Raw genomic sequence first — 19,078 nt, 5'->3', positions numbered from 1 at the left:
GTCCTCCGCGCCGCCAGCGACGCGGAAGGGTTGACCCGGTTTGAGCGCAGTCCCGGCAGGCTTCGCTTGCCGGGACTGCGCCTTGGGAGAATCCCGACTACTTCTTCATCTGTGCGAACCACGGACGCACGTACTCGTCCGGGAACTGCGGCATGTCGAGCTTGCTGCTCATCGCCCAGGCGACCGGCTGCTGGTGCAGCGGCAGGTAGAATACCTGATCATGGGTGATGCGGAAGGCTTGCTTCAGCATCTCGACGCGTTTGGTTTCGTCGAGTTCAACGGCTGCGGCATAGGCCAGCTTGTCGATCTCGGGATTGGAGAGCCCATCGGCGTTGCTGCCGCCGAAGGTGCCGTCATTGCTCGCCAGCAGCGCTTGCAACGGGCTGAAGCCGTCCATCGGCGGCAGCGAAGCCCAGCCGAGAAGATAGACGTCGAACTCACCCTTGTCCGTACGCGGGAAATAGGTCGTCTTGCTCTCGACACTCACATTGGCCTGGACGCCGATCTGCGCCCACATGGAGGCGACCGCAAGGCAGATCTGCTCGTCGGCGATGTAGCGGTCATTGGGGCAGGCGAGCCCCGTTTTGAAACCATCCGGATAACCGGCCTCGGCCAGCAGCGCCTTGGCCTTGTCGACATCATAGGGAAGCGGCACGTCGATGGTTTCGTCGTAGCCGGTCACCGCCGGTGCGACGAGCATCCCGGCCGTACGCGACTTGCCGCGCATCAGGCGCTTCTGGATCGTGTTGGTATCGATCGCGTGCCACAGGGCCTGGCGCACCCGCACATCGAGCAGCGGATTGGGCTTGCCGGGGGTCGCATGAAGTTCCGGCCGGTAGCTGAAAATGAAGAATATGGTGCGCAGCGACGGGTTCTCGACGACCTTCAGCCCATCGGTGGCGGCGATGCGGTCGACGTCCTGCAACGGAACGGGCGCAATCATGTCGACTTCACCCGATAGCAGCGCCGCGACGCGGGTCGCGTCGGAGGCGATCGGACGGAACTCGACCTCGTCCAGATTGTGCTGCGGCTTATCCCACCAGTCCTTGTTCACTTCGAAGACCGAGCGCGAATCCGGTTCGTAGGTCTTCAGCTTGAAGGCACCCGTGCCGTTGGCATGGTTGTTGGCATAGGTGACGACTCCGGTCGAAGCATTGCCCGGCTTGAGCGCGTCGTGCTCCTCCATCCAGGGCTTGCTCATGATGTAGATGGCGGCAAGGTCGTTGAGGAGCAGCGGATAGGGTCCGCGCAGGATGAGGTCGACAGTGTATTCATCGACCTTCTCGACGCCGACGACGGTTGAAAGGTTCTCGCGGTTGCGCGCGCCGGGGTCGATCTGGCGCTGGATGGTCGCCACGACGTCGTCGGCGTTGAAGGGCTGGCCCTCATGGAATTTCACGCCCTGGCGCAGCTTGAAGCGCCAGCGGCTCGGCTCGATGACCTCCCAGGAGGTGGCGAGCGCCGGCTCGAGCTTCAGGTCCTTGTTACGGCGCACCAGAGGGTCGAAAACCATATGGTGCACGCTTTGGGTAAAGCTGTCGACCTGTGCGTTGGGGTCGTAGGAAATGACATCGCCGGATGAAGCCCAGCGCAGTGTCTCGGCGAGGGCGGGGGCGGAAAGCGGCGCCACAAGGGCGAGACCCGCCAAGAGGGTCTTCAAAGAGGTTTTCACTGGTTTCTCCCGTTTAGCGTATACATATTATCTGTGTTATTGGATACGAATGTTCCCAGTAATAGTGTACATCTGATGCAAACAATATCAAGATGGCAAAAGTGGTTTTGGCGACGCTTCTCAAAAAAGAACGCCAGGCCCGACAGCCGGAAAGGGAACTTCCGATGACGAGTGCACTGCTGATTGAAAACGCCACGATCGTTACCATGGACGCGGACCGTCGCGTTCTTGAGCGCGGCCATGTTCTGGTCGAGAACGGGCGCATCGGCGCCATCGGCGAGGGAAGCTTTGCCGGAGAATGGCAGGCCGAGCGCATCGAGGCTGCCGGCATGGTCGCGATGCCTGGGCTGATCGACACACACGCTCATGCCGGACATATGCTGACCAAAGGGTTGGGCAGTGCAGCCGAGGACTGGATGGACGTGACCGGCCGCATTTACGCGACTGCGACCGACCCTGAGTTCTGGGCAGCGGAAGCGGCGCTGTCGGCGGCAGAGAGGATCAAGTGCGGCACGACGACTGCGGCGCTGCTGTTCGGCGGCGGCCCGGATATCATGCGCACCGAGGCACCGGAGGCGGCGGAGGCGCATCTCGCTTCGGTTGCCGCCATGGGAGTGCGTGAGGTTCTGGCCGTGGGGCCGAACCGGTCCGGGCAAAATCACGTGTATCGCCAGTATACGCCGACGTCCCACAACGACATCGTCGTCTCCCCAGACCGGCAGATAGACGTGGCCACCGAGTTGGTCGATGCCTGGGCTGGACGCGACGACCGGTTGCAGGTCGTGTTTTCGCTACCGGTTTTCGATGAGCAGGAACTGCGCGGGGAAACGGTATACAGGATTGCATGCAAGGTCCGCGACCGCGCGCGTGAGAGGCGAAGCCTTCTGGTGCAGGACGGTCATCGCGACGGATCCATCGCCGCCAACGATGCGCGACTTGGTCTCTTTGACGAGCGGTCGCTCCTTGCCCATTGCATAGACCTGACCGAGGCCGACCGGGCGGTCCTGAAGCGGACCGGTGCCAAGGTTGCGCACAATCCGAGTGCGCTGATGTCGGTCTATGGCCGCTGCCCGGCACCGGAGCTGATGGAGGACGGCATAGTGGTTTCGCTCGGCACCGATGCCGCGGCGCCCGATCGGTCCTTCGACATGTTCCGCAACATGTTCCAGGCCCATCGCTACCACGCGCGCCATTTCTCAGATGATACCGTGCTGCCGCCGCTGCGGCTGCTGGAGATGGCGACGATCGACGGCGCGCGCGCCCTGATGATGGATGATGAACTCGGCTCGCTTGAAACCGGCAAGCGCGCCGATATCGTCCTTGTGAATATGCGTCAGCCCCATCTCTGGCCACCGCACGATCCGGTGCAGCGCCTTGCTCGCTTCGCCAATGGGGCGGACGTAGACACCACCATCGTCGGCGGGCGTGTTCTGATGCGCGGGCGACGCCTCGTCGGCCAGGACGAAGACGCGATCCTCGACCGTGCCCTGCGCGCTTTTCGGCTGGCGATGGCGCGGGCCGGACTTAGTGATCGCACGTAAGGCGCTTGGACAATTGAGGATCTACAATGACTGCAGACCTTCTTATCCGTAATGCCCGCCCCTTCGGTGGGCCTGTTAAGGACCTTCTCATCCGAGACGGTCGGTTTGTTGCGGCAGATTGTCCCCGTCCGGTGGCCGAGATCGACGCGACCGGACATGTCGCCTTGCCAGGGCTTGTCGAGGCACATACGCATCTCGACAAGACACTTGTCGGCATGGACTGGTTCGAGAACCGGGTCGGTCCGACCCGCAACGACCGAATCCTGGCCGACCGCAATGCCAAGCGCGAGCTTGGCATCAACGCCCGCCGGCAATCGGCCCGTCAGATCCTTCAGACGCTCGCCCATGGCGTTTTGAGCATTCGCAGCCACGTTGATGTCGACACCGAGATCGGCATCGCCAATGTCGAAGGCGTGCTGGAAACACGCGAGGCAATGCGCGATCTGGTCGATGTACAGATTGTGGCTTTCCCGCAAAGCGGCATGCTGCCGCGCGAGGGGACGCTTGAGTTGATGGATGCGGCCTTGAAGGCCGGCGCCGATATCGTCGGCGGCATCGACCCCGCCACGATCGAGCGCGATCCGGTGCGTCATCTCGATGCAATCTTCGCGCTCGCGGATCGTCACGGAAAACCTGTCGACATTCATCTGCATGAACCGGGCGACCTCGGTGCCTATTGTCTTGAACTCATCGTCGAACGGACCCGCGCCTTGTCGCTGCAGGGGCAGGTGATGGTGAGCCACGCCTATTGCCTCGGGACGCTCGACGCCCCACGGCAAAACGCGTTAATCGGCCAGCTCGCTGCAGAACGCATCGCGGTGATGACCGTCGGCAGTCCCTCTGCCCCGGCATTGCCATTGCGACTGATGCGCCAATGCGGTCTCACGGTTGCCTCCGGTTCTGACGGCATTCAGGGGACCTGGGAGCCGTTTGGAAATGGTGACATGCTGGAGCGCGCGAAGTACCTGGCGCAACGCAACGGTATGACCAACGATGTTGATCTCGAAGAATCCGCCCGCATCTGCACTTTCGGTGGTGCTGAAGGTATCGGTCTCGGCGGTTACGGTCTCTCTGAAGGCTGCTTCGGCGACCTGGTGCTGGTGCCCGCGCGCACGTTGGCGGAAGCCGTTGCCCTGACGCCGCATAGGCGCACCGTCATCCGGCGCGGCCGCGTGGTTGTGAATGGCGGCGAATTGGCTGGCGATTTGCCGGCCATCGAATGAAGCTTTTTCGATGAAAGGCGAAAAGTCGGGAATTTGGTGTTCGCAGTGGCGGGCCGCGATCGGTCGAGCCGTCACTATGCAACGGCCTAACCTGCCGGTTCAGCGGGCCGCCGACCGCGGCTTTACGGTTCGGCTTGCGTGGTGATAGTTGTTTGCGATCCAACGCTTGGCAATCGGTATCAATCGCACGCTTTGGCTATTTTCGAGGAAAATCATGACTCCCAAACCCAGCGACAGCAATGCAAGATCGGCGGTCCCCAAGTCAGATGCGGTCTATCGTATCTTGAAGCGTGCCATCCTCGACCAAGCATTCGCTGCGGGCACGAAACTTCCCGAGGATTCGATCGGTGAGCGGCTGGGCGTCAGCCGCACGATCGTGCGGCAGGCTCTGGCGCGACTGAACGGTGAGGGTCTGATCGAATTGCGGCCGAACAAGGGAGCATGCGTCAGCCACCCCAGTCTGGAGGAAGGGCATAATATCTTTGCCGTGCGCCGAGCGTTGGAGACGTTGGTCGTCGATAGCCTGATCGGCAGTCTGACGGCCCCGAAGATCAAGGAGCTTGAAGCGCACGTCGACGCCGAAGACAAGGCAAGGCTCGACAATCCGTCGGCCTCGATCCAACTCGCCGGTGAGTTTCACGTCCTGCTCGCACAGCTGACGGAGAACGCCATCCTATCGCGATACGTTACCGAGCTCGTCTCGCGCTCGTCCATGATTTTGTCGCTCTATGGTCGCCCTCATTCGTCCGATTGCGCCGTGTCGGAGCACCGCGAGTTGATTGCCGCACTTGCACGGAACGATCGCGAAAAGGCGTGCAAATTGATGGACCATCACATCGGGGCCATCACAACGCGCGCTCTGCTGAAAAGCAACTCGGAAAACGACTTGCCGGATCTCCTGGCTGCCTACGCAAAAGAAGAGGGCCTTTAGACCGTTTTGCCGCCTTGTGACCAGCGTGATCACTGGCGCTCCCTGCTGGACGTCAATGCCCGTTTTCCACGCGCGGACGAAAGTCAGGACTCCTACAGCGCCGCGCGTCTTATTGGACGCGCAAAGGTCGCTGTAGCGCTTTGACGGCTGCACCCATAACATAATACAATATTCGGCATCTATAGTATACAACTTGCCGCCAGCAGATTGGGCGGAAGGTGAGCAGATTTCGGCGCGCGTCGTATGCCACTCTCGCTTATACCCTCGCGTCGAGCAACGCACCTACAGCGCCGCGCGTCTTGTTAGACGCGCAAAGGTCGCTGTAGCACTCTGAATTGCTGCATGTTTTTACATCGAATACGATTTAACGAAACCTACAGTCGGTGATTGGCAACATCGTTGCGACCTTTTTCGCGGCAGCGCATTAGTTAAAACGTCTTCCCAAACATTCCTTTGTGCCAGCGGTTCGCGCCGGCAATGTGGCGCAGGCACGCCTGAGATTGATTGATAATATTGTATGCATTAATTGGATGCAATATTGACACAAAAATGGATGCGATATAAATCAAAGATGGTATTCGCCGACGCCGGGAGCGCAACGTGCCAGATACACCGGTTTCCGTGCGGAAGCTTGGCGAGGTTCTCCTGTGCGTGGGTGTTTGCCGTGCCTGCGACTGCACGCTGGGACGTCCCAGCCGGTCGACGCGCCGTGCGTCGGCGCAGTGATAAGCGGTTGAACGGTCATGGAGGAGAACCGGACATGAATATCGATTTCACCACGCTACCCCCTCCCGATCGTTATCGATTGCTGACCAATTTCATTGGTCCGCGCCCCATCGCGCTTGTTGGAACCCGGTCGCCGGCCGGACACAACAATGCGGCGCCAATGAGCTTCTTCAACGTGTTTGCCCACGAGCCGCCTTTGGTTGTGCTCGGCATCCAGAACCGCGGCAATGGCGATGAGAAGGACACTGTCTCGAACATCCGCCGAACCGGCGAGTTCGTTGTCAACATGGTCGACATGGCGCTCGCCGAGGCGATGATCGTCTGCGGTGTCAACTTCGCCTCAGAAGTGGATGAACTGGATTTCGCCGGTCTGACACCGGTGCCGTGTGACCAGATCGACGTCGCCCGCATCGCCGAAAGTCCCTGCAGCTTCGAATGCAAGGTCGACCGCATCCTCGACTATCACAAGCGCGTGCTCGTCATCGGCAAAGTCGTGCACATGCATATCCAGGACCGGTGCCTTGATGCCGAAGGGCGCTATGCGAATCCCGAAACCTACCAGCCGATCGCCAGGCTACATGCCGACAACTACATCACTTCAGATCGCCAGTTCGAACTTAAAAAGCCGGAAGAGCTACTGCGCTTCGAGTTTGCACAAGTGAACCCCAGGCCGGAGAGAGCCACCCGATGATCCGCATACACGTCATCAATCCGAATTCGACAGCCTCAATGACCGACCAAATCGCGCGTGCGGCCGAGGCAGCACGATCGGAGGGCACAGTCATTGAGGCGGAGACCGCAACGGACACGCCCGCCTCGATCGAAGGCTACGCGGACGAGGCGATGGCCGTGCCTGCGATGCTGGCGGCGATCCGTGCCGCCGAGAAGCGGGGCGTATCGGCGCACGTGATAGCTTGCTTTGATGATCCCGGCCTTGCCGCTGCGCGCGAGGTCGCCTCCGGTCCCGTCATCGGTATCTGCCAGGCGGCGGTGCAGGTCGCAGTAACCGTAGCGACCCGCTTCACAGTGATCACCACGCTGCCGAGGTCGGTGCCGGTGATTGAGGATCTTGTCGCGCACTACGGCGCTGCCTCGCGCTGCCGCCGTGTGCGTTCGGTCGACCTGCCGGTACTAGCACTCGAAACCGACCCGGCAATCGCGCGCGCGAAACTCCTCAATGAGGCGCGCGCTGCGATACGCGAGGATGGTGTCGATGCCATCGTCCTTGGGTGCGCCGGCATGGCAGAATTGTGCAATTGGCTATCGCGCGAAACGGGGGTCCCCGTCATCGACGGCGTGGCGGCAGCCGTCAAGCTCGCCGAGGCATTGGTGAGCGGTGGCTTTCGGACCTCGAAGGCTGGCGCCTACGCTTATCCCCGCGACAAGTCCGGTGATCTCGTATCGGCTTGCCACCCCATCATTGATCAACGGATGGTTCACACGCCCATTTCCCAAGAAGTGATCAATTCGGCCGAAACGGCAACGTTTTGCAGTCTGCAACCGTAGCACATCTTGTCCCGTAGCTCGGCAAGATGCGACAGCTACAGGCTGTCCGTGCAAATCGAATTGTCATCATTACGCAAACTCCAAACCCATGATGAGGGAACGATGTTGGAACAGACACTGTCGCAAAGCCGCCGGGCATTTCTCGGCCAAACGGGGAAGCTGACCACCGCTTGCGCGGTCGTCGGGCTGACTGGCGGACTGGCTCACGAGGTATCTGCGAATACGGCCGAACCTGTTGCCGAGATTGGAGCAAACATGCTGACGGATCGTCACTACCTGCTGGCTGACGTGCGGCTGGAAGAAGGTTTCGAATATGACGGCGACACCGTCATCGGCACCCGCACCGCGCTGTACACCGTCGAGATCAAGGACGGCAAGATCGCCGCGCTTCATCCCGCGAACGCAACGCTGCCCAGCGGTGTCGCGCGCTATCAGGCGCATGGCCAACTGATGCTGCCGGCCATGCGCGATATGCACATCCATTTGGACAAGACCTTTTACGGTGGTCCCTGGCAGGCGCCGCGGCCGCGCCAAGGCAAGACCATCATGGACATGATTGCGCTGGAAGAAAAGCTGATCCCCCAATTATTGCCCACCTCGCAGCAGCGAGCCGAGGGCCTGATCGCGCTGCTTCAATCCAAGGGGAGCACCGTCGCGCGGAGCCATTGCAACATCGATCCGGTCAGTGGCCTGAAAAGCCTTGAACACCTGCAGCGCGCGCTGGAAAATCATCGCGATGACTTCGTCTGCGAGATTGTCGCCTTCCCACAACACGGTTTGTTGCATTCCAAGGTCGACGGCTTGATGCGCGAAGCGATGCAGATGGGCGTGCACTATGTCGGTGGGTTGGATCCGACCAACGTCGATGGGGCGATGGAGAAGTCACTCGACGCCATGTTCCAGATTGCCCTCGATACCGGCAAAGGGGTGGACATCCACCTGCATGAAACCAGTCCGGCGGGGATGGCGGCGATCAACTACATGATCGAGACCACGGAGAAGAATCCCGCGCTGCGCGGCAAGGTAACCATCAGCCATGCCTTTGCCCTGACTACACTGGCTCCTGAAGCATTGGAGGAGACTGCCTCCCGCCTGGCGGAAAATCAGATGACGATCGCCTCGACGGTCCCGCTTGGTGCTCTGATGATGCCATTGCCACAATTGAGCAAGGCGGGCGTGTTCGTGATGACCGGAACGGATAGCGTCATCGATCACTGGTCGCCGTTCGGCAGCGGCGACATGCTGGAAAAGGCCTATTTCTACGCGCAGCTTTATCGCGGGTCGGATGAGTTCCACTTGTCACGGGCCATGGCCATCGCCACCGGCGGCGTTTTGCCGTTGGATGATGAAGGCAAGCGCGCCTGGCCAAATGCCGGCGATGACGCCGCCTTCACGCTTGTCGGTGCGAGTTGCTCCGCGGAGGCGGTGGCTCGCGTGCCGGCGCGCACCGCCACCTTCCACCAGGGGCGTCTGGTGTTCGGCTGTATCGGCAAAGCCTGAGGCCGACCCGCCGTTGCGAGCGCTCCCATTCCTGCAACGGCTGCGATACGCTTGATGACACCAACGGCGGCCGCATACGCAGGCCGCCGTTGTCGAGATTCGATCCAAAACCACACATGAACGATTGCGGCGACCGAACTCGGCCCGCGCATTTATCTTGGGCCTGCCTATCGGGCGGGACACGCCGATCAGCGCACCTTTTTGTGCGGCCTCCTCCTTCCGGAAGCCGATGGTCTCGTCAGCATTCAACTCCACTCGCATTGTATACAATTCTGCCGATATTGTTGAGGTGGAATGGCGTCGCAGCTGCCAGGATTCGCGCCAACAGCGTTTCGTCGTGGGCGAAACGCGACGATAACGTCGGTTGTGCCAGCGCATTCTCATCCCAATTCTCGCCCGCGTACCGCTTTGTCGGCTAAAATGTCGACAATCTAAAATGCGATCTTGACGCAGGATTGTATACATGAGACAGTCAATTTGTCTATACAAAACGGCGTGGAGGCCGCGGTGTCTAGGCGGGCGCAGGGCGCGCCAAGGAGGAGAAAAAACTCATGTCAGTAAATAGACGTACGTTCCTGCAAGGGGCGGCCGGCGCTATCGGTTTGGCCATGGCGCAGGGCGCTTTGTCGAAAATCGTTTATGCGCAAGGTGCCGCCGGCACGCTCAGGGTTGCCATCGCCAAGCCTGCCGGCAATCTCGATCCGCAGAGTCACTACGCGATCTGGGCCATTCAGGACCTCATGTTCGAGCCGCTCGTGAAATACGGCAAGGGCGGTCAGATCGAACCTTGCCTGGCAACCGACTGGAAGATCGAAGACGGCGGCAAGACGCTGCATCTGACGTTGCGCGAGGGCGTGACATTCCAGGACGGCACCAAGTTCGACGCTGCCGCGTGCAAATGGAATCTCGAGCGCTGGATGGGCATCGACCAGTTCAGCTGGATGAATTGCTCAAAGCACTTCCAGTCGCTCGACGTGGTCGACGATTACCACGTCACCCTGCATTTCAAGGAGCCGGTGCTCGCGCTCATGCAGGAACTTTCCTACACGCGGCCGACGCGCTTCCTATCGCCTAAATCCGTAGGTGCCGACGGCAAGTTCAAGGAGCCTGTGGGTACCGGGCCGTGGCGTCAGATCAGCGCGGACGACACCCAGAGCGTCTTCGAGCATCACGAAGGCTACTGGGGCGAATTGCCGTCCTATGAACGCCTTGAAGCCAAGGTTATCCCTGATGCCCGTTCGCGGGTTGCGGCATTGCGTGCCGAGGAACTCGACCTGATCGGCGGGTTCTGGATCGCGCCCTTGACCCCGGAAGAGGGCAAGCAGCTTGAGGCGGCCGGTTTCAACGTCGTCGTCGATCCGGGCAACGTCACGCTGGTGATGGCCTATAATCCCGACCGTGCTGAGGCGCTCAAGGATCCGCAAGTGCGCAAGGCCGTCAGCATCGGCATCGATCGCGCCGCGATTTCCAAGGTGCTTTACCATGGCTACGCCAAGCCCGCCGGCAACATGTTCTCGGGCGCCTTGCCTTATGCCGGAACGCAAAGTGATGCACCTGTCCGAAATGCTGCGGCCGCATCGGCGCTGCTCGAAAAGGCCGGCTGGACGGGAAGCCCCATCCGATCCAAGAACGGCAAGCCGCTGACGCTCGAATTGGTCGTCAGCCCGGACGCCGTGCCGGGATCACGTGTGATTGCCGAGGTCATCCAGTCCGAGATGAAGGAGATCGGTATCGACCTCGTCATCCGCTCGGTTGACCATGCCTCCAAGCACACGGACATGCTCGAACAGAAGTACGATCTCGGCTTCTTCCTGACCTATGGCGCACCTTACGATCCGTTCGGCTCGATCGTCGGACTGTGCCTGTCGACCTTCCACAACGACGTCGAGGGCAAGCTGGTCACCGATCCGGTCAACCTCGATCCGTTGATCAATGCGGCGATGGCCGCGACCGGCGATCAGATCCAGCCGACCATTCAGAAGGTCTATGACTGGCTACGGGACAACGACGCGATTGCGCCGCTGGTCTACGTGCCGAGCATCTGGGCGCATTCCAAGCGGCTCCATGGCTTCAGCAGCCCGGTCACCGAATACGACATGCCCTACGAAAACATTCTGCTGGCCGAGTAGGAGGAGGGTACCTTGATCCACTTCATCAGCAAGCGGCTGAAGCATTCCCTGGTCCTTCTGTTCATGGCGTCCCTGGTTTGCTTCACACTCGTGGTGTCGGCACCCGGCAATGTTGCGGTTCTGATCGCGGAGCTTCGCGGGGCGGTCGCTACACCGGGCTATGTCGAACAGGTCGCCGAAGAGATAGGACTGCACAAGCCACTGCTGATGCGCTACGTGGATTGGCTTGGCGATGCTGTTCGCGGCGACTTCGGCATTTCCTACAGAACAGGACAGGACGTCAGCGCAGACCTGGCGAACCGGATGCTCGTGACCGGGCTCCTGATTGCAGGCTCGGCTGTGATCGCCGCCCTCATCAGCCTGGCTTTGGGTTTCCTCGGGGCCTTCTGGCCCTACAAACTGCCGGACCGCGTATCGCGCGGTCTGGCGCTCCTCGGCGCATCGACGCCGACGTTCTTCGTCGGGGCGCTGATGATCTATGGCTTTTCCGTCACCTTCCAGCTTCTACCGTCGTTCGGTTTCAACGGCCCCAAAAGCTGGATCCTGCCATGGCTCACCGTCGCCGTTCTGCCGGCCGCCGTCCTCAGCCGCGTCGTGCGGGTAGGGCTGGAGGAAGCGATGACGAGTCCCTTCGTTCTGACCGCCAAGAGCAAGGGCCTTGGTCGCACAGCCATATTGCTCCGCGAGGCGTTGCCCAACATCACGCCCCTCTTCATCAACGCGCTCGGCACCCAGGTCGGGCTGATGACGGCCACTGCGATCATCGTCGAACCGCTTTTCGCCTGGCAGGGTCTTGGGGATTACTTCCTCGCCGGCGTCCGCTTTCGCGACTTCATGGTGGTGCAGGCATGCCTGCTCATCTTCCTGACCTTCTTTATCGTGGTGAATCTGATCGTCGATCTAGCGGTTCTTTTGACCGATCCGCGCATTCGCCGCCAATGGAGCTGATCATGAACATGCTCAATCCTATCCTGGCCCGATTGAACAAGATGCCGCGGGCGGCCTTGATTACCATCGGCCTATTCGTTGCTCTGGGTACTTTCGCGCCCTGGCTGGCGCCCCAGGACTCGAGCGCCCAAAACCTGCTGGAGGCCGGTCTCGGGCCAACGGCCGCACACTGGCTCGGAACCGATCACCTCGGTCGTGATACGTTTAGCCGTCTGATTATCGCTGCGAACACGTCGCTGGTGAGCGTCGGCTCGGTTCTCGGTATCGCCATGACCATCGGTATCGTGCTCGGAACGATCGCTGGTTACCACCGGGGCTGGGTGGACGACCTCCTGATGCGCATCGTTGATGTGGGCCTGTCCGTACCGAGCCTGATCATCTCGCTGGCCGTGATCGGGATCGTCGGTCCCGGATACTGGACGATGGTGCTGGCGCTGGCACTTGCCTGGTGGCCCATGAGTGGGCGTATCAGCCGCGCCGTGGCAGTCAGCATCATGAGTAAACCTCATATCGAGGCGCTGCGGGTGCTGGGAGCCAGTCCCTGGCGCATCTATTTCGGCCATCTCCTCCCCGGTACGATCGGTTCGGTGATGGTCTATGCGACGGCAGACGCCGGCACTGCCGCTCTGGCGGTTGCGACGCTGAGCTTCCTTGGCCTCGGCATTCAACCGCCAACGCCGGAATGGGGCCAGATGCTCGTCGACGCGTTGCCCTATCTCGAATCCGACCCGCGTCAGGTTCTGCTGCCGGGGCTTGCCCTCACGGCCGCCGTCATCGGCTTCAACACCCTCGGGGAGTCCATCGCTCTCAACCGCATTCCAAAACCGCTCACTCGGCGCATGCTCGCAGCGCGTCGGCTTGAGGTCGCAAGCTGGGGCAAGGAGAATTCCGATGCGTGACGAGCCGCTCCTGAACGTCAGCAATCTGACGGTCGACCTCCTAACCGCGAAATCGGCGGTGCGCCCCGTCGACGGTGTCAGCTATTCGGTCCGGCAGGGCGAATGTCTCGCCATCGTCGGCGAAAGCGGCAGCGGAAAGACGGTGATGAACTTCGCACCGCTCGGCCTGATGCCGACGGGCGTGTCGACGATGATCTCCGGCTCTGTCAAGCTAGAGGGGCGCGAACTGATCGGCTTGCCTGAGCCTGAAATCCAGAAGCTGCGCGGCAAGTCCGTCGGCTTCATTTTCCAGGATCCGATGAGCGCGCTTAACCCGGTGCGCCGGATCGGGCGGCAGATTGCCGAGATGGCCGAATTGCATCTCGACATGACGCCGAGGGCTGCCGAGGCACGTGCCCTCGAGCTCGTCAAGCTTGTCGGGATCTCCGATCCCGTGGCCCGGCTCCGGCAATACCCGCACGAGCTTTCGGGCGGGTTGCGGCAGCGCATCGTCATCGCCATTGCCCTTGCGGGCGAGCCGAAGCTGCTGATCGCCGACGAGCCGACGACTGCGCTCGACGTGACGGTTCAGGCGCAGATCTTGCGGCTGCTGAAGGACGTGCAGCGTCGTCTCAACATGGCGATGGTGCTGATCACGCACGACATGGGGGTGGTCGCGGGTGCCGCCGACAACATCGTCGTCATGTACGCGGCGCGTGCCGCCGAATGCGGTCCGGTGGACAAGGTCCTCGTCAGCCCGCGTCACCCCTACACCAGGGGGCTGATCAACGCGATACCGAGGCGGGAGGATCCAATTGGGTCGGAGTTTCGAGGGCTCCCCGGCATTCCGCCGACGCTCGGCGCGCCGATCAAGGGCTGCGCCCTTGCGCCGCGTTGCGAGCTTGCCGTCCCCGCATGCAGCAATAGCCGCCCCCCTTTGGTCCGGTCGGACGACGGTGCGGTTCTCGTGGCTTGCCCCGTCGTCAATCAAGGAAAGGCTGCCGCATGACACACGCACCGGTTCTTAAAGTCGAAAATCTCCAGACGCGCTTCAAGAGCGTTCAGCGGGGCAAATTTGTCCATGCCGTCGACGATGTCTCGATCGAACTCTATCCCGGTGAGATCGTCGGGCTGGTCGGTGAATCCGGCTGTGGCAAGTCGACGCTCGGGCGCACCATCGTCGGCCTCGAGAAGGCGAGCAGCGGACGGGTGTTGCTCGACGGCGTCGACCTCAGCGGCCTTTCAGGCGCGGCCCTGCGCGATAGCCGTAGGGCGCTGCAATACGTCTTCCAGGATCCCTATTCGTCCTTGAACGATCGCCAGACGGTGGGGGAGGCCATCGATGAAGCGCTTGTCATCGCCGGCACCAGATCGCCCGAGGAGCGGGATCGTCGCACGAAGGAGCTTCTGGATCAGGTCGGTCTGGCGTCCGCGGTCAGGGACCGTCACACGCGCGAGCTCTCGGGTGGTCAGCGCCAGCGCGTGGCAATCGCCAGATCGCTCGCCGTCAACCCGCGAGTGCTGATCTGCGACGAGCCGGTGAGCGCACTTGATCTTTCCATTCGTGCGCAGGTGATGAACCTGTTCCTGCGCCTGCAGAAGGATCTGGGCGTGGCATGCCTGTTCATCGCCCATGATCTTGCACTGGTGCGGCAGGCGGCTTCGCGGGTCTATGTGATGTATCTCGGCAAGATCGTCGAGCATGGTCCGTCCCAGGAACTTTACGACCATCCGGGCCACCCCTATTCGCAGATGCTGCTGGCGTCAGCACCGGAGGTGGATCCGCGTGTCGAGAAGCTCCGCAAGGGGCCGTTGATGATTGGCGAAGTCCCCAGTCCGACAAACCCACCGTCCGGCTGCCGGTTCCGAACGCGCTGCCCCCTGGCGGTGGACGACTGTGCCAAGGCTATACCGCCGTCCCATGGCCTTTCGCCGGGCCACAGCGCCGCCTGCATTTTTGCGCGGGATCTTCATCGAGGCAAGCGATCGGCGCTCCTTCAGCCCGAGGCATCGGTCGCGTGAAGCGCGAGGGCTGCTCGCCGACGAAGCGTGGTCGGCGGCGCTTTCTGCGACTTTAGAAGTTGCCATTCCCTCGCGTCCCCCTGATCAGGACGCGCGCCTGCCCCGCCATCAGGCGGGGCTTTTTTTTGTCCGACAATCGCTCAATCCAGATCCGCCATTTCCCAGAACGTCATCGGTGTCAGCTCGGCTTACGCACGCTTTCGGTAATCGCCTGCGCCATGGTCTCGGCTGCCCGGGAGGGTTTGTTGCGCGGGTAGGCGATGTGGAAGAGGTCTTCGAAGCTCATGCGCTCGGGGGCGAGCAGCCGCAGGCGGCCATCGCGCACCCATTCGTCTGCGTAGTGGTCGGGCAGGAAGCCGATATAGGCGCCGGATAGGAGCAGCAGCAGGGTCCCTTCCATATGCGGGGTCGCGGCCGCCCAGGTGAAGTTCACGCCGCAGATCGTCTCGTTCAGCATGTAGGTGCGCCCGGCGAAGGATTGTGTCTCCAGAACGGCGTCGGTTAGGTCGCCATCGGGTGTCGCGAAGAGCGGATGCCCCTCGGCGCAGTAGAGCTTCTGCATCTCGGAAAACGCCGGCTGGCTGCGGAAATGCGGCGTGACGCTGCCGACGGACGGCATGAGCACGATCTGGTAGGTGCCGTTCAGCAGGCCCTGATGCAGTACCTGCGGCGCGGCGACGTCGATTTCCAGGTGCACCCGCGGCGCCTTGGCATGAAAGGCGGCGAGCGCGCCCTGGAGGTCGAGGTTGCGGTTGGTGATCATGGCGTCCACGGTGCCGAAGCTGAGGCTGCCGGTAAGCTCTCCCTGCGCCTCGCCGATACGGCCCTGGAATTTTTCCAGCGAGCCGAAGAGTTCGAGGGCCGCCTCGTAGACGAGCCGCCCCTCGTCGGTGAGCAGGAAGCCGCCGCGTCCACGGCTGCACAGGCGCAGGCCGAGACGTTCTTCCAGATGGCGCATATGGGTGGAGATCGTCGCCTGCGTCATGCCCAGCGCTGATTGCGCGGCGGAAAAACCGCCGTGCTGCACGACCGAAGCGAAGACCCGCAGGAGCCGAAGCTCGGCATCGCCGAGCGAGAGATGGAGGACGCGGTGGCGGACCTTGTTGATCATTTATTGATTAATGCACAAGTGAACATGCAATCATAGATGCTTTTAAATGTATCTGCCTCCGGCACACTCCTTCCACCTATGGAGGGGTGACATGGCCAGCAATTCCTACGAAACCGGACGTTTGAATCTGCCGTTCGTCGGCATCTGCACGTTCGGCAAATATCCCTATCAGCCGGACTGGGACGCCATCGACGCCGATGTGGCGATCCTCGGCGCGCCGTTCGACTGCGGCACGCAGTGGCGGGCGGGCACCCGCTTCGGTCCACGCTCGATCCGCGAAGCTTCGACGCTGTTTTCCTTCGGCCACGGCGGCGCCTACGATCACGAGGACGACGTCACCTACCTGCCGAGCGGTGAGGTCTCGATCGTCGATATCGGCGATGCTGACATCGTCCACACCGACACGATGAAGAGCCACGCCAATATTGAATTCGGCGTGCGCAAGATCCTCACCGCCGGCGCGCTGCCGGTGGTGCTGGGCGGCGACCATTCCGTCAACATCCCCTGTATCAATGCCTTTGCCGAGGACTGCGAAAAGAACGGCCCGATCCACATCGTCCAGATCGACGCCCATCTCGATTTCGTCGACGAGCGCCATGGCGTGCGCTACGGCCACGGCAACCCGATGCGCCGCGCCGCCGAAAAGCCCTATGTCAGCGGTCTGTCGCAGTTCGGCATCCGCAATGTCTCCTCCACTGCCAGGGAAGGCTACGAGGATGCCCGCAAGATGGGCTCCGACATCCTTTCGGTGCGCCAGATCCGGGCACTCGGCACGCAAGCGGTGGCCGAACGGGTGCCGGCCGGCGCACGCTACTACGTCACCATCGACATCGACGGCTTCGATCCGTCGATCGCGCCGGGCACCGGCACGCCGTCGCATGGCGGATTCATCTACTACGAAGTGCTGGAAATTCTCGCCGCGCTTGTCAAGCGCGGCACGGTCGTCGGCATCGATCTCGTCGAGGTCGCACCGGACTACGACCATTCCGGTTCAACATCCACTTTGGCCGCGCAGGTGCTCATGAACCTCATCGGTCGCGTCATGCATGCACGGGGAACGTGAGGCCCAGGCCTACGAGGAGGACACGACATGGACGAAAACGTCCGCAATTATCTGGATCAATACGGCGTCAGCGACGCGACCCGGCGGTTTCTGGCGAAGCCCCAGAAGATGTTCATCGACGGAGCCTGGGTCGACAGCGGCAACGGTGCAACCTTCGACGTTTTCGAACCTTCCACGAGCGGCCTGGTAACCCGGGTGCCGTCAGGCACGACCGAGGATCTCGACCGCGCCGTCAAGGCCGCGCGCCGCCAGTTCGATGGGGGCGCCTGGCGCCGCCTCAAGCCGCTCGAACGCGAGCGCCTGATCCACCGCCTCGCAGACCTGATCGAAGCGCACGCCGACGAACTGGCGGAGATCGAAGCCATCGACATGGGCAAGTCGGTGACATTCGCCAGAGAGGTCGACGTTCAGGGCACGATCGATACCTTCCGATATTTCGCCGGCTGGGCCTCCAAGTTGCATGGGCGCACGGTCGAGCCGTCCCTGCCGGGCAATTACCTGGCCTATACCCGCAAGGAGCCCCTGGGCGTCGTCGCGGCCATCGTGCCGTGGAATTTCCCGCTCCAGACCATGGCCTGGAAGCTTGCAGCTGCCCTTGCAGTCGGCTGCACCACTATCGTCAAGCCGGCCGAGCTGACCTCGCTTGCGACCCTGCGCTTCGGCGAACTGGTGCAGGAAGCCGGCATTCCGGACGGTGTGGTCAACATTGTAACGGGCCGGGGCAGCGTGATCGGCGCGGCCATGTCGGCCCACCCCGGCATCGACAAGGTCACGTTCACCGGCTCGACGCCGGTCGGCCAGGAGGTCGGGCGCACGGCCGTCGGGCATCTCAAGCATGTGACGCTGGAACTGGGCGGCAAATCCCCCGTCCTGGTGCTCGACGATGCGGATCTGGCAAGTGCGGCCCGCGCGGTGGTCAACGGCGTATTCTTCAACTCCGGACAGGTCTGCGACGCCGGCACGCGCGTCTATGTCCAGCGCTCGGTCCATGACGCCTTCCTCGACGAATTGGTCGCCGTCACCCGCACGCTGAAGGTCGCGCCCGGACTGGACCGCGACTGCTATATCGGCCCCCTGGTGTCGGCGCAGCGGAAGAAGGTCGTTTCTGCGTATATCGAGGCCGGCCGCCGCGAAGGCGCCGAACTGATCCATGGGGGCGGCAGCCCCGATCGGCCCGGCCATTTCATCGAGCCCGCCATCTTCGCCCGCTGCAAACCCGAGATGAGCATCGTGCGGGAGGAGATTTTTGGCCCGGTGCTTGTGACCGATGCCTTCGACGAACTGGACGACGCGGTCGCGCTGGCGAACGACTCCGCTTTCGGCCTCGCCGCCGCCATCTACTCGAACGACTTGTCCCGTGTGCATGGGCTTATTCCGCGCCTTAACGCCGGCTCGATCTACGTCAACGCCCACAGCACCATCGATCCCTCCATGCCGTTCGGCGGCTTCAAGGCATCGGGCTTCGGCAAGGATCTGGGGCCGGAGCAGCTGGATTACCTGATGGAAACGAAGGCTGTCTGGATCACGCTGCCATGAGGCCCTGACCCATCGCCCGGCCGTCGCCCATGGGCGGCCGGTTCCAAGGATCGGCGGCTGATGGAGCCGCATTTCTCGCGGAAAGACGCCAGAAGGCGCGACGCGACAAGGGGAACGACAATGGAAGACAACGATACCGCCTGGCAAACCGAGCTGGCGCGCCGCGCCCGCATCTATGAGGATATCGAGGCGGGGCACCGCTTCGAGGGCACGATGACTGCGCTCGACTATACCGGCATGACCGTGTTGACGGTCGTGCTCGTCGCCGCCTTCTGGATCTGGGGGGCCTGAG

General features: G+C 62.0%; 16 protein-coding genes. 14 read left to right on the top strand and 2 right to left on the bottom strand.

Going from position 1 to position 19,078, the window contains the following annotated elements; all coding sequences use genetic code 11:
- Window positions 1-97: 97 nt before the first annotated feature.
- Entirely contained in the window at window positions 98-1,672 is a 1,575-nt protein-coding gene (locus ASD02_RS23065) for an ABC transporter substrate-binding protein (RefSeq protein ID WP_057221084.1), read from the bottom strand.
- Window positions 1,673-1,836: 164 nt separating this feature from the next.
- On the opposite strand from ASD02_RS23065, the gene ASD02_RS23060 reads away from it, so the two are divergent.
- The 11 genes from ASD02_RS23060 to ASD02_RS23010 all read left to right on the top strand — a co-directional run bounded on the left by ASD02_RS23060 (window position 1,837) and on the right by ASD02_RS23010 (window position 15,076).
- Window positions 1,837-3,213, top strand: a complete 1,377-nt coding sequence (locus ASD02_RS23060; protein WP_057221259.1) for an amidohydrolase family protein — start codon at window positions 1,837-1,839, stop codon at window positions 3,211-3,213.
- Between the two features lie 26 nt (window positions 3,214-3,239).
- A complete protein-coding gene (locus ASD02_RS23055; protein ID WP_057221083.1) occupies window positions 3,240-4,436 on the top strand; it encodes an amidohydrolase in 1,197 nt (398 codons plus the stop codon).
- 214 nt (window positions 4,437-4,650) lie between these two features.
- Window positions 4,651-5,367: a GntR family transcriptional regulator gene (locus tag ASD02_RS23050; RefSeq protein WP_025430345.1), complete on the top strand. Its 717-nt coding sequence runs from the start codon at window positions 4,651-4,653 to the stop codon at window positions 5,365-5,367.
- 760 nt (window positions 5,368-6,127) lie between these two features.
- Window positions 6,128-6,784, top strand: coding sequence for a flavin reductase family protein (locus ASD02_RS23045; protein ID WP_057221082.1), 657 nt, complete (start codon window positions 6,128-6,130; stop codon window positions 6,782-6,784).
- A complete protein-coding gene (locus ASD02_RS23040) occupies window positions 6,784-7,599 on the top strand; it encodes an aspartate/glutamate racemase family protein (protein WP_082555617.1) in 816 nt (271 codons plus the stop codon). The genes ASD02_RS23045 and ASD02_RS23040 overlap by 1 nt, the downstream gene beginning before the upstream one ends.
- Before the next feature lie 102 nt (window positions 7,600-7,701).
- Window positions 7,702-9,099, top strand: coding sequence for an amidohydrolase family protein (locus ASD02_RS23035; RefSeq protein ID WP_244494266.1), 1,398 nt, complete (start codon window positions 7,702-7,704; stop codon window positions 9,097-9,099).
- Between the two features lie 551 nt (window positions 9,100-9,650).
- On the top strand, window positions 9,651-11,228 hold the full coding sequence (locus ASD02_RS23030) for a nickel ABC transporter substrate-binding protein (protein WP_057221081.1): 1,578 nt from the start codon (window positions 9,651-9,653) through the stop codon (window positions 11,226-11,228).
- A gap of 12 nt (window positions 11,229-11,240) precedes the next feature.
- Entirely contained in the window at window positions 11,241-12,176 is a 936-nt protein-coding gene (locus tag ASD02_RS23025; protein WP_025430340.1) for an ABC transporter permease, read from the top strand.
- Window positions 12,167-13,075: an ABC transporter permease gene (locus ASD02_RS23020; protein WP_025430339.1), complete on the top strand. Its 909-nt coding sequence runs from the start codon at window positions 12,167-12,169 to the stop codon at window positions 13,073-13,075. The genes ASD02_RS23025 and ASD02_RS23020 overlap by 10 nt, the downstream gene beginning before the upstream one ends.
- Window positions 13,068-14,063, top strand: a complete 996-nt coding sequence (locus ASD02_RS23015; RefSeq protein ID WP_057221080.1) for an ABC transporter ATP-binding protein — start codon at window positions 13,068-13,070, stop codon at window positions 14,061-14,063. The genes ASD02_RS23020 and ASD02_RS23015 overlap by 8 nt, the downstream gene beginning before the upstream one ends.
- On the top strand, window positions 14,060-15,076 hold the full coding sequence (locus ASD02_RS23010) for an ABC transporter ATP-binding protein (protein ID WP_025430337.1): 1,017 nt from the start codon (window positions 14,060-14,062) through the stop codon (window positions 15,074-15,076). The genes ASD02_RS23015 and ASD02_RS23010 overlap by 4 nt, the downstream gene beginning before the upstream one ends.
- A 178-nt stretch (window positions 15,077-15,254) precedes the next feature.
- Here the strand turns inward: ASD02_RS23010 and ASD02_RS23005 are convergent, their stop codons facing one another.
- Window positions 15,255-16,187 carry a LysR family transcriptional regulator gene (locus ASD02_RS23005; protein WP_025430336.1) on the bottom strand — a complete coding sequence of 311 codons (933 nt, stop codon included), beginning with the start codon at window positions 16,185-16,187 and terminating at the stop codon, window positions 15,255-15,257.
- Window positions 16,188-16,278: 91 nt separating this feature from the next.
- Between ASD02_RS23005 and speB the strand changes: the two genes are divergently transcribed.
- The 3 genes from speB to ASD02_RS39255 all read left to right on the top strand — a co-directional run bounded on the left by speB (window position 16,279) and on the right by ASD02_RS39255 (window position 19,077).
- The gene (gene speB / locus ASD02_RS23000; protein WP_057221079.1) at window positions 16,279-17,250 is read left to right on the top strand and encodes an agmatinase; all 972 of its coding nucleotides are present in this window, start codon (window positions 16,279-16,281) and stop codon (window positions 17,248-17,250) included.
- A gap of 108 nt (window positions 17,251-17,358) precedes the next feature.
- Window positions 17,359-18,786, top strand: coding sequence for an aldehyde dehydrogenase family protein (locus ASD02_RS22995; protein WP_244494265.1), 1,428 nt, complete (start codon window positions 17,359-17,361; stop codon window positions 18,784-18,786).
- A 120-nt stretch (window positions 18,787-18,906) separates the two neighbouring features.
- Window positions 18,907-19,077, top strand: a complete 171-nt coding sequence (locus ASD02_RS39255) for a hypothetical protein (RefSeq protein ID WP_156408451.1) — start codon at window positions 18,907-18,909, stop codon at window positions 19,075-19,077.
- Window position 19,078 lies beyond the last annotated feature (1 nt).

The sequence above is a fragment of the Ensifer sp. Root1252 genome (genome assembly GCF_001425885.1).
Classification (GTDB): Bacteria; Pseudomonadota; Alphaproteobacteria; order Rhizobiales; family Rhizobiaceae; genus Ensifer; species Ensifer canadensis.
The sequence above is the reverse complement of the archived record's forward strand: the minus strand, read 5'-3'. Positions and strand labels throughout refer to the sequence as shown.